General features: G+C 47.1%; 6 protein-coding genes. 4 read left to right on the top strand and 2 right to left on the bottom strand.

All coding sequences use genetic code 11. From position 1 onward, the window contains the following. Positions 1 to 216 precede the first annotated feature (216 nt). Positions 217 to 1,290 carry a bifunctional 3-deoxy-7-phosphoheptulonate synthase/chorismate mutase gene (locus tag DMN77_RS15520; RefSeq protein ID WP_068780635.1) on the bottom strand — a complete coding sequence of 358 codons (1,074 nt, stop codon included), beginning with the start codon at positions 1,288 to 1,290 and terminating at the stop codon, positions 217 to 219. A 543-nt stretch (positions 1,291 to 1,833) separates the two neighbouring features. Here DMN77_RS15520 and DMN77_RS15515 point away from each other — a divergent pair. Next, on the top strand, positions 1,834 to 2,901 hold the full coding sequence (locus DMN77_RS15515; protein WP_068780636.1) for an AI-2E family transporter: 1,068 nt from the start codon (positions 1,834 to 1,836) through the stop codon (positions 2,899 to 2,901). A 79-nt stretch (positions 2,902 to 2,980) separates the two neighbouring features. Here DMN77_RS15515 and DMN77_RS15510 read toward each other — a convergent pair whose 3' ends face one another. Continuing rightward, on the bottom strand, positions 2,981 to 3,490 hold the full coding sequence (locus DMN77_RS15510) for a hypothetical protein (RefSeq protein WP_068780637.1): 510 nt from the start codon (positions 3,488 to 3,490) through the stop codon (positions 2,981 to 2,983). A gap of 194 nt (positions 3,491 to 3,684) precedes the next feature. Between DMN77_RS15510 and DMN77_RS15505 the strand changes: the two genes are divergently transcribed. The 3 genes from DMN77_RS15505 to DMN77_RS15495 all read left to right on the top strand — a co-directional run bounded on the left by DMN77_RS15505 (position 3,685) and on the right by DMN77_RS15495 (position 12,743). Then, positions 3,685 to 4,716: an FUSC family protein gene (locus DMN77_RS15505; RefSeq protein WP_179015618.1), complete on the top strand. Its 1,032-nt coding sequence runs from the start codon at positions 3,685 to 3,687 to the stop codon at positions 4,714 to 4,716. Between the two features lie 175 nt (positions 4,717 to 4,891). Further along, a complete protein-coding gene (locus DMN77_RS15500) occupies positions 4,892 to 5,842 on the top strand; it encodes a hypothetical protein (RefSeq protein ID WP_179015617.1) in 951 nt (316 codons plus the stop codon). Positions 5,843 to 5,936: 94 nt separating this feature from the next. Beyond that, complete coding sequence (locus tag DMN77_RS15495) at positions 5,937 to 12,743, top strand: putative Ig domain-containing protein (RefSeq protein ID WP_179015616.1); 6,807 nt, start codon at positions 5,937 to 5,939, stop codon at positions 12,741 to 12,743. Positions 12,744 to 12,798: the final 55 nt, after the last annotated feature.

Here is a 12,798-nt window from a genome sequence, read left to right as displayed (position 1 = left end):
AGCCCTTCAAGCAGCAGCGTGACCCAAAGGCCGATTTTCTGGCGATACAGAATTTCATCAGCACGGCTGAAATGAATGATCCGAAGTGGTCTGTGGACTGCTGCAAAACTTGGAGCTCGCTCCTCAGGCCCTGGCTTCATCCAACTGAGGCGTATAAAACAACGCTTCAGTTGGATGCCATAAGCTTTGGTGCTGACAAGCGGACTTCTTAAATACTTATTCCGTGAACAACCCGGAAGTGCGCATTCCTTCCCACAGCTGCTGGAATTGCGGAATGTCAAGCTGCTGAGCGGCATCGGACAGCGCGGTCTGCGGATCGGGGTGCACCTCGACCATGATCCCGTCTGCACCGGCCGCCAGCGCAGCTTTGGCGCATGGAAGCAGTATGTCCTTGCGTCCTGTGGAGTGGGTCACATCGACGAGCACTGGCAGGTGAGTTTCTTGCTTAAGCAGCGGAACAGCGGAAATGTCCAGGGTGTTGCGAGTCCATTTCTCGTAAGTGCGGATCCCGCGCTCAATCAGCATCACCTGGGTGTTGCCCTTAACTGCGATATATTCGGCTGCATGTACGAATTCTTCCAGCGTAGCCGCGATGCCTCTCTTGAGCAGAACCGGAATTTTTGCTTCGCCAGCTGCTTTCAGCAGTTCGAAGTTCTGCATATTGCGAGCGCCGATCTGAATGACATCGATGTATTGCTCAGCAAGCTCAATGTGTCCGGGATGAACAATTTCACTGATCGTCGCCAGACCGAACTCATCGGCAACCTCTTTCAGCATCTTCAGGCCTTCAACGCCTAAGCCCTGGAAGTCGTAAGGGGAAGTTCTTGGCTTAAACGCGCCGCCTCGCATCACTTTGATGCCAGCTTCCTTTAAAGCTGCGGCAACAGTACGCAATTGCTCGTAAGATTCTACGGAGCAAGGGCCCGCGATCATCACCTGTGCCGAGCCGCCGATCAGATTGCCTTTAACATCGATGATGGTATTCTCCGGCTGTTTCTTACGGCTGACAAGCAGTTGACGCTTGTGTTCTTCCTCTTGTAAATTCAGAGAAGCTTTGAATATCTCCTTGAAAATATGCTTGATCGAGGCATCTCTAAAAGGTCCGGGATTAAGAGCGGTCAGTTCATCCAGCATTTTTCTTTCGCGCACCGGATCGAATTTAGGCACGCCTTGCTTCTCCTTGATCTCTCCGATGGCTTGAACGACTTCTGCACGTTCATTAAGCAGTCTCAGCAGCTCCTTGTTGACCGTATCCAGTTTAGTGCGCAATTCCTCTAAATTAGCATTCATTTTCGACACTCCTCATTTTCTTATTTTGATTAATGTTTTTACTTGCGAGTCCTCTGATAACCCGTGAAACGCTTCTCTAAACAAAAAAAGGCAGTCCATCAAGGGACGGATTTCTCCGCGGTACCACCCTTGTTAGACAACCTTCTTGTTTCTCAGCTCTAGACACAGATAACGGTGTGCGGCCGGAATTCCCTACCTGCGATTGCAAGCGCTCAGGAACCAACTCCGGAGTGAACTTCAGCAGCGCGGCTCCCGCGGGGTGCTCTCAATCTTCGGCACCGCCGTCCCTGTCAGGACGCATCCACTTACTTTTCTCCATCATTGTCATGGTTAACAGTATATTCAAAAGTTATTTACGAAATTATATGCCTGAGATTATAAAATGGCAAGCGTACACGGAGACGCGTTATAACTTTAAAGTAATATAGAACGATGTTAACAAAATGTAAAATTACAGCTTGGTTCTTGCTTTGTAGCAGGCGCTAGCTTAAGATTAATCTATATTTTGCTTTAGTCCATTGATGAAGGAGCAGGTCGCTTATAATGACATTTTTTAAAGAGTTGTTTCAAATGCCCGGATTCCGCAGGGTACTGGCACTAATGGTCGCCATCTTCGTGCTCTACGTATCCCGCAGTATGCTTAACATGATTCTCATTACATTTATTCTCACCTATTTGATTAATCGCCTGCATCGGTTCATAACGAGACATGTGGACAAATTGTTCAAGATTAATCGAAAAATTACCGTATTATTAATATACGTGCTAATGGTCGGCGGGCTGGCGACTACGATCTATTATTACCTGCCTGTTTTTGTTGAGGAGCTTACCGATCTGGTCAACCAGGTGCTCTCTTTTTACAGCAACCCTCCAACTAATCTGCCGGACAATATTATTCTTAACTTCCTGGTGGAATCGATCCAGGACATCGACATTACGAAGTATCTCGGTCAGGGCTTTGATTTCCTGCTCAAGACCGCTACCGATATCGGCCAGTGGAGCCTGAATCTGTTCATCGCGATCATTTTAAGCTTGTTCTTCCTGCTTGAAAAAGAAAAGGTGACGAATTTTACTTCCAAATTCAAAGAGAGCCGTCTGTCTGGTCTTTTCGTGGAATTGGAGTATTTCGGAAAGAAATTTGTTCATTCCTTCGGTAAAGTAATTGAAGTGCAATTTCTGATTGCGTTGGTGAACTCACTGCTTTCGACGATATTTCTATGGATTTTTGGTTTCCCGAATTTGTTCGCCCTCGGCATTATGATCTTCCTGCTCGGTCTTATTCCGGTCATGGGGGTTATTATTTCCTTGATTCCACTATGTGCGATTGCCTTTAAAATTGGCGGGCTGGTCAAGATCATCTATGTGCTGATCATGATTGCTATCGTACACGCGGCGGAGACTTATGTCCTGAATCCGAAGTTTATGTCCAATAAGACGCATTTACCGATCTTCTACACCTTCTTGATCCTGCTTGTATCCGAGCATTTCTTTGGAGTTTGGGGCCTTATCGTTGGCGTACCGGTCTTCATGTTTTTGCTGGACGTGTTAGAGGTTCCTGTAGAGGATATTTCACCGAAGCGGCTTAGAAGCAAGGTTGCCAAGACTAAGTAAATTAGACATGAAATTGAAATAAAATGCACCATTAGAACAGGAGTGCCGATGAGAAGATCGACACTCCTGTTTTTGTTGCTTAAGCCTGTGGCGGGATCCAGTTAATTTTGTTATTCTGATAATCTGTAGTTGGCTGGCTGCGAGGCTTATCTTTCCAGGTACGATTTACGGCTTTCTTCAATTTTTCCGGAAGGCCGGCTTTCAGCTTATCCGCTTTGGCCTGATCAATTTTGCCCTGCGCGAGGGCCTGATCGATATGAAGCGTCGCGGACTCCGTCAATCTCTTGATGAATTCCTGTTCACTCCAGCCTTTATTCGCCTGGGCAATCTGGAGCAATGTCTTACCCTGCTTTAATTGTTGGACAAGGCTTTTGGGCTCTATGCCAAGCAGCTTGGCGGAATCGCCAAGAATATGTCCGCCGCGGCAGCCATGGTGATGGCCATGCTTGCCGTGGTCCTGCGAGATCTGCGTCGCATTCGGATCAGCAGCGCCTTCCGCAGATGCGGCAGATGCCAGAGGTACAAAAGCGCCGAATAACAGCAGCATGCTTGTCACTCCGCTTAACGCTAAGGTAAGCAGTTGTTTCATAGACTTTTCTCATCCCTTCGTATAGAATATTTTGGGTCTTGCTATTGCTCAGTCTTGACAAAAAAACTGAATGATATCTGAAAGAAAGCTTAATATCAGCTAAAAAATTGCCGCAAACTGAATGCAAAGAAGAATGATGTCGATGAAAACGTTTATGATGTAAGTAGATGTTGCCATCGTTGGGAGGAATATAAATGACATTTGGCGCAAGAATGCTCAAGACAGGACTCGCAGTTACGCTCGCGCTATATGCCGTAATGTGGCTGAATTTATCTCCGCCTTTGATGGCCGGGATCGCAGCTATTTTTGCAATGCAGCCGTCGATTTATCGCTCCTGGCGATATCTAATCGATCAGCTGCAGACGAACGTGCTCGGCGCGGTATTAGCGATGCTGGGCGGGATGCTGTTCTCCAATGAACCGATTGCGGTTGGACTCGTATGTATTATCGTGATCATGATCTGTCTCAAACTGAAAATGGGCGAGACCATTGGCGTTACCTTAGTAACGGTCATATCCGTGATGGAGGCCTCGGGACAATGGGTGTTTGCTCTGAATCGTCTGTCGCTCAGCTTGATTGGCATCTTATCGGCGTTTATTATCAATATCCTTATTATTCCGCCGAAACCTAAGGTCCAATATGAAGGGCTGATCAGGAAAGCTTTTGAACAGCTCTCCCTCCTGCTTCGAACAGCCGTCTCGGATGAGATCAAGGAGACCGTAATTCATCAGGAGAAGCGCTCCCTGGAGGATGCGGTCAACTCGCTGAGCGAGAAATACAAGCTGATGGAGGAAGACCAGAAAAGGCTGCGGAAGCCCAAGTTTAGTGAAAGTCGCCAGCTGGTCATTTACAAGCAAATGCTGAAGACGCTCCATAAAGGCTATGAAGTATTGGACGCGATTGAGCAGCATTATTTTCAGGCCGTTCGCTCTGCCGAGTTGAACAAGGCGTTTGATGCGCATCTGGAGCAAATGATTAAATTCCATGAGCATATTATGCTGAAATTTGACAACAAATTGAAGCCTAATTCACTGGAAGCGAAGGAATTCGCCGAGAATAACGATCGGTTCCTATCAGAGATGCTGGAGAGATATGCGGAGCGCATTGACGGGGCATTGCGGTTATCGATTGTATCTGCGGAAATTTACGAATATGGTTACCAGTTGGAGCGGCTGAATCGTCTTGCCGATCACTCGGGTTCCCCGGAGGCTCAGGGAGAAGAGTAGCCAACTTATTTCAGTGTTACCCTCCAGTTATTCGCACAATTGCGAACTGGGGGTATTTTTTTGGTCAAATATGTTTTTCTTCAGTCAAAATAAGCGCTTACATTTGTGGAGCGCCCATTCTATAATATCCAATCAATATGATCAACAAACTTCATCTTACTAGGAGGGTGGGGGAATGGATGTAATCAGACGAAAACCAACCGTAGTTATTTTGCTTATCGCAGTAATGCTAATCGTGCTTGCTATCTTGATGATGCTGTTCACGAACAAAAAAGAGATCTTGCCTGAGAATTGGTTGTTTACGGTAGATGGATATGCTGTGACAGACGAGGAGTTTCAATCCTATCTGAACGAACAGCGGGCAGTCACTGTGGATTATTTCTACAGAACCTATGGGGCCGAAGTAGACCAGGGCTTCTGGGAACGTCGGTACGGCGATAATAACGAAACGCCATCCGAGTATGCCAAAAAAGCTGCAATGACCGCTTTGCTAAGGGCCAAAGAGGAGCAGATTATAGCCGACGAACGGAAGATTGCCCAGTACAAAAGCTTCGCTGAGCTGAAATCTGCCATGGAAGACGAAAACAAGAAGCGGGTTGGCCTGGAAGACACAGGGGAGACCTACTACGGATTGCCTGCATTTGATCAATACCAATACATGCAATATGTAAGCAGCGCCCGCTGGCCGGATTTGGTCGAAACCCAGGTCAAAAAAACTAAAATGAGCGCTGCTGAGTTGCAAGCTGAATATGCTTCAAGGAGCGAAGAATACGTTCGCATAGCAGATGAATTAGCGGTAATGTTTGCAACGAATGGACAGGCTATGGAGCAGAAAATATTAAATCGCTGGGACATCTCCAAAGAGGATACGGAATCTCTTGATTTCTGGGAGTCATTAGCAGCGATTTCTGTCGGCGAGACGGTCACCGGCAAATATATGGGCGAGGATGCGATTGCCACTTTGCTGACCAAGCCGGAAATAACCAGGCTTACCCCAGAGGAAGTGAAAGATTCGATCATTTACGGACGGGCAGAATCCGATTTGCGAACGTTCATTGCAACCAGGGCTGAGAAAGCGAAGATCGTGTATAACGGCAATGATTTCGGAGAATTAGCGATGAGATAAAATCCTTATGTCCTTATCTTTATATAATTCTGTGTCTATTTCATAGATGCAGATTGATTATATAAATATTAATTTAAGAAAGGGAGATTGCCAAATGAGACGATCAAAATGGATGCAAAAAGCTCTATCCATCGTCACTGCAGCAGCTTTGACATTCTCTGGTCTGCCTGGCTTGGTGTCTACAGCTGAAGTTTCAGCTGCAGGGGGATCAGTAGAATCATTTGACTCTGTTGTACTGGAATTGACGCAAGCTTCAGAGCTTGCAGGCCGAGTGAACCTTACTTATAAAGGCTCGCCAGTAAGCAGTCTTGTCAAAGGACCGGTGATCGATGAGTTTAGCTATGATTCGAGCAACCCAAGCCTGCTGACCATCGATGATAACGGAAACGTGACATTGGCTAACGGTTATACCTTTGCTGCCCCGGGGGATCCAGGCATTCCTGTAACACTCACAGCCACAGCGAGTTATTATCATGATGCTGACGTGTTATTTATGGAGGACTTCGAGAACAACAATGGTCCGCTAACGTCAACGAGCAAGCTAGGAACATCATTTTCCCTATCCGATGCTCAATCCCGCTCCGGATTGAAAGCGATTACACCGGCGAGCACAACCAATACTGAAAATGTAAACCAAGACGTAGCTTTACCGGCTGGAAGCAATTATAAAATGACGGCTTGGTATTACGACCCTTATCCGGATGAGGAACAGACAGCGACTGCCAGAACCCAATTTGGCATTCTTGATGGCAAAAATGCCACCTATGCCGGGACCTTCTATCAAAGTTCACAGGCTGATGTTATCCATAACCCAACCAAATATACTTGGGCGTATGCGCCATCATCCGCAGGATCAGCGGCGAAACGCTGGAAAGACAGCGGAGTTGAACGTTCCACAGGCTGGCATAAATTTGAGTGGCTTATTACACCCAATGGTGCGACCTTGGAAATTGACGGAAATCGAGTATCCGAATCGGCCCAGCATGATATTTATAAAGCGATGAAGAGCGGTACCACCATTCAACCTAAAATAGCTGGAGGATGGAATAACCAATCAGGCAACAATGCTTATGTTAATAACAAGCATCTAATAGATGACTTTTATGTTGTTAAAGATACTCCCACCGTTACAGGCACAAGAACGCTCACATTGAACTTAGTGCCTCCGGGCGGATTATCGGATTTGGAGATTCTGACTGGGCCCACAGCGGCAAAAGTGAACCAAGGCGAAACAGCTGTATTTAGCGTTGCGGCATCGGCGGCTGCCGCAGCATTCCAATGGTATGTATCTGATGATGAGACCGGTTTGAATGCGACGCAGGTCGCCGGAGGAAATGCTGCAGCATTAACGCTGCCAAGCGTGGACTCGGCTGCACAACAAGGCAAGTTTTATTATTGCCTGGTGTCTTCGGCCGAGGGGGTCGTGATGAAATCGCAAGCGGCACCGTTGTTAATTCATACAAATACACAGGTGAATGCGCCAATTCATCCGATACTTGACCCGAACACGGGTATTTATACCGGTGGCTCCAATTACGGTGATACCCTTGTCACGTTGTTCAAAGACGGCGAACCCGTTGGTTATTATTTATCCAAAAATGGAGGACTCGATCAGATTAACAATCATGAAAGGCATCATGTTCTGCCATATGCGAGGGCAATGGGGGCAGGCGACTACACCGTGACAGCCATTGTCATTAATGCGGAAGGAAATATCAGTGAAGAAGCTGCGGCAGCCGGCATATTGACGATCGAGAGCTTATCTGCACCGGTGAATGTCAGATGGAACGGTACCTATGCTACCTGGGATCGCGTCGCTAATGCTTCGGCGTATTCGGTTCAGCTTGTCAGTGGCGGAGCGGCTAATGGAAGCCCTGTTGCTGTAACAGGAACTGATGCGGCTCTGTCTCCAAGCCTGAATGATACGTTTAAAGTCAAGGCGATTGGCAGCGCAACGACGCGCTTCCTGGATTCTGAGGAATCAGGGGAGAGTGCGGCTTATTCAGCCAATGTTGCGTTAGTACGTCAGAATGAAACCTTGCGGGCAGGAGAGAGTGCGCGACTCATCGTCGACACGGCGGATGTTTTCGTTGCAGATCACATCAGCTTCAGTCCAGCGGATCAAGACAAAGATAAAATTGAAATTGATGATGCCGGATTTGTAACGGTTAAGAAAGGTTATGTTCCGACAGAAAACGAAGAGGTCACCGTAAATGTCAGGGTCGATTACTTCCAGAAGTCTGACATGATGTTTTACGATGGGTTTGAAGGGGATAAGAAATTTACAACCGGTGTGGGCGGATACGCTCAAAGCAGCGTGATGTCCCGTACCGGAACGCAGGCGGCGACAACGAGTGGGGCTGGCGAGGCGGCTACTGTCCCAGGCACCTATAATTATGCTCCTGCTGATGGGAAGACCACGATTGTTACCGCCTGGTACTACGATGATGGAGGAGTGGCCTCCGGTGACCACGCGGTATTTGGCTTCACTCCGTCGTCCAATGAGCATATCGTAATTAATTATGGCAATACGGATGGCAATTGGGTGGAAAATATGACGAATTATTCCGTCAGGTTCGGGTCCAGCGGAAGATTCTATCCCGTAGACGCCAAGCGCAGCAAAGGCTGGCATAAATTCCAATGGTTCGTCACCTCAGCGGGAACAACCTATAAAATTGATGGAAAAGAAATATACAGACAAACCGTAGAAGGCGGCCCATTCGACACAGCTGTAGTGAGCAGCATCAAAAATATTAATGGGTTGCAGCTTGCTACGAACTGGGGCAATAAAGCCGGAACGATCAAGGATATGCAGAACAAGCATTTTATCGATGATGTGTATGTCATGGATAGTGAGGTGACAGCCCGGGCAGCAACCGCATCGGTAACATTAAAGCTCTTGCCTAAAGTCTATACTCACTCAGAGGACAGCACTTATGTTATTGGTCTGGATGATTATAAAGTTACTGTAAACCCTGATTTAGCAGATCTAGCGGGCGTAAAAATCGGAGATGTGGATCTTGAACATGCCGTGGATTATACGGTCAATGGCAATGTGCTGACGATCAAAAAAGATGCATTTGCCAGAAACAACATTGTGCCTGGAAAATATATCATCCGACTTGACCTTAACCCTGCCGAAATCACATTCGAATTGACTATTACGCCTCGTGAAGTCCGTGACTTTTATATCTCCAATAACGGTGATGATCATGCCGATGGACGCACACCGGAGACAGCCTGGAAATCAATCTCCAAAATAAATGAATATGTGTTTTTACCGGGTTCTACCATTTATTTGGATGCAAACAGTATATGGAATGAACCAATCAGGCTGCGTGGCAACGGCGAAGAAGGAAATCCGATAACGCTTACTAAATATAATACGACCGACCCTAACCAACGGCCGATTATTAATGGCGGAGGAACAGCGTCAAGCTCATCAGGAATTTCTGTCAACGGAGCGATTGAGTTGTATGACGTCAATTATTGGGTGGTCAGCGGTATTGAAGTAACGAACATCGGCAATACAGCGGGTGACGGCCGTTCCGGCATCGCTGTAATGTCGCGCATTTCCAAGCTGGGACAAGGCCAGTTTAATATTCAGGATTATGCCGATGCCCGTATGCAAGGCATCGTCATTCGCGATAACTATGTCCATGATGTCAATGGCCTGCACCAAGCAAACGGAGCAAGCAAGGTATCCGGCGGCATTATTATTAATGGTTATGTCGATGTATTGGTTGAAGGCAACAAGACCCTTCGCTGCGATAATGAAGGGATTCGCAACAATGCCTATGGGCCTAGTAATCCAGGGACTAATCATACAGGCATCACTTGGAGCAACTCTAGCTATCCTTGGGCATCAAAAGCTGTGTTTAGAAACAACTGGGTTTCAAGCTCGGTTGGAGATGGCATAGTTATATCCGGCGGGAATAACTCCCTGGTGGAACGAAATGTGGTCACAGACAGCGGATACAGCTATTTGAGCGATAAGAGCGGTAATCTGGTATCGAACTGGGGACCCAATAATCATACACCAATCTACCTTGGCTCGCAGAATTATGCCGCAGCGTGGATTATGGCAAGTAAAGGAACAATCTTCCGCTATAACGAATCGGTAGATAATCCTTATCATGCAAGTAATGATGGTATGGCTTGGGATATTGATAATTACTGCCAAGATAATGTCTACGAATACAACTATAGCCGAAATAACTATGGCGGCTGGTATTTGCAGATGAATGCCGCCAAGGGCAACGTCATTCGTTATAATGTCAGCGTGAACGACGGACGCAGCCCGGATTTTAACAAAAGCTACAACAGTCTTCTATTACTTGCGGGGGGTTCTTCCACTAGCGAAGAGTCCAGCGGATTATTCTATAACAATGTCATCGTGTCCCCCTTGAAAAATAGCAGCTCGTTAGTATTTGATCCAACGGCGACGAATTTGCATATTTATTTCCAAAATAATATTTTTGCCTATACGGGGGCTAACAGCAATGTTGGCCTAAAGGGCGGAGGAACCTCTGCTCCATTTATTGCCGGACGGTTTACGAATAACATAGTTTATCCAGCAAATCTGTTTGGCAGCCTGAATGCAGGTGGCGGCGGGTATCTGGGCGCAGGTGTAACAGCAGCCGACAACCGCTATGTCACGGAAGAGGAATTAAATTCAATATTAAATGACTATAAGTCAGCACCGGAGCATTGGATTGCCAACAGCGGAACCGCTGCTGCGACGCTTGATTACAGCGCAATGAGCGGATTCCGTCTTGCTGATGGCAATAACCTGGCCTATGGTGCGGGTGTGGAAGTGGTAAGCCCCTTTGTTGATCGCGTGAATGCTTTGCCTCATATGACAGAGAGAACAGACTTCTTCGGCAATCCACTAGGCGGCAGAAGCCCGTCGATCGGTGTGCACAACCCTTATGCCGTAGCTTTTGATTCGGGCGGAGGCAGTGAAGTGGCGATGATGTTCGCTGACAGGGGCGGTACCATTACCGAGCCGAAAGCCCCGACAAAAGGTGACGCCGTGTTCGGCGGCTGGTACCGGGATGCAGAGTTAAACAACGCGTGGGATTTCGCTACTGATCTTGTAACAAGCGATACCGAATTATATGCAAAATGGATTGAAGATGAACAAGGTACTGCGCCAACGATTATGACGGATTCACTTGAAAATGGCCAAGTTGGACAAACCTATTCAGCAGCTCTGAGCGCAGCAGGTGACGCGCCAATCAAATGGACGATTACAGATGGTGAATTGCCAAAGGGCATAAGCCTGGATGAGGAGACAGGCATTATCTCTGGCTTACCGGAACAGAGGGGACAATTTACTTTCAAAGTTCAAGCGAACAATGATGCAGGCAGCGACTCAAAGACATTAAGCCTAGTAATCACTCAAGATGTACCAGAGGGCACCGCTCCAGAGATTATAACCAAGAATCTGCCAAATGGTAAAGTTGGCCAAGAGTATACGGTCACGCTGGCAGTATATGGAAGCGATCCGATGACCTGGGAGGCCCGTGGAGGTGACTTGCCACTAGGTTTGAACCTGGATAAAGCCACCGGCATGATCGCGGGTACGCCTCAAGTGGCGGGAGATTACGAGTTCACTGTTGCGGCAACGAATGATTATGGCAGCGGTGAGCAATGGCTAAGGATTGAGATTGCAGAAGAAGAGCCGGTTGGTACTGCGCCAACGATTACAACCATCACTTTGAAAAACGGCAAAGTAAATCAGAATTATCAAGAGGCGCTTACAGCCAGTGGGGATGCTCCAGTTACTTGGACGGTGACCGAGGGGAGTTTACCATGGGGGCTGAATTTAGCAGAAGCTACGGGGGTTATTTCCGGTTCTCCAACGCAAGCGGGGACTTACAAATTCACTGTTACAGCCTCCAATAATATCGGCAGGGATATGAGAGATTTGACTATCGTTATTGCAGCCAACGACAATGGTGGAAATAATGGCAATGAAAACAATAACGGTAATCATGGAAATGGCGGGAATTCAGGGAACAACGGCAGCACCACACCGGTCGTGGATCCTATTGATAACGCCATCAAAGAGCAATTGAAGCAAGGGGATTCCCTGCTGCTCACAATGTCACCTGAAACGGATGAGCTTGAGCTTCACAACGGCACGCTGGATTCGATTATAAAAGCGGATAAACCGCTAACCGTGTCAAATGGCACCATTTCAATTGAATTGTCTTCTGATTTATTGAAGCAACTGAATACAGGCAAGACGATGAAGATTGCCATTAAGCCAGTAGACGAGGGAAATGGAAGCCTGGGACGGGGATACGAGATCAAAATCTTGGTCGATGACCAGGTAATAACGGATTATACAGGACTTATTCCAGTAACCTTTGACCTGTCGCAGGAGCAGCTGCAAGCTAGCGATATCAGCAAGCTTTGCGGCATCAAACTTCTCGCAGACGACAACAAGGAACGTTTAGGCGGCAACTATGATCGCAAGTCCGGTAAATTCACTTTTCTAGCAACAGGGACAGGTTATTTCTTCGTCACAACCAAGCGCGAACCTGTTGCATTGCAACTTACCCTTGGTAAGGCGGAATATATGCTGAACGGAGTCAAATCAAGTATGAACGTAGCACCGCTCGTAGTGAAAGGCAGAACCATGGTGCCGCTGCGTTTTATCGCCGAGAGTTTAGGCGCTAATGTTGGCTGGGATAACATTACCAAAACTGTAACCATTGCTTTAGACGATCAAAGCCTATCCTTTAAAATCGGAGAACTTGCACCGGAAATGGATACAGCAGCTATGCTTGTTAACGGACGCACTATGCTTCCGCTCCGTTTCATTGCCGAGTATTTTGGTGCAGATGTAACCTTTGATAATACTACTAAAACCATTACCATCATGAAATAGTTTGGTCTGACCAATATCATTACCAGCTGCACAAGAAGCTTTCTGACATACACTG

This window comes from Paenibacillus sp. 79R4, from assembly GCF_013393165.1.
Taxonomy (GTDB): domain Bacteria; phylum Bacillota; class Bacilli; order Paenibacillales; family Paenibacillaceae; genus Fontibacillus.
Note: the sequence above shows the minus strand (reverse complement) of the source record. Positions and strands in the feature narration are given on the sequence as shown.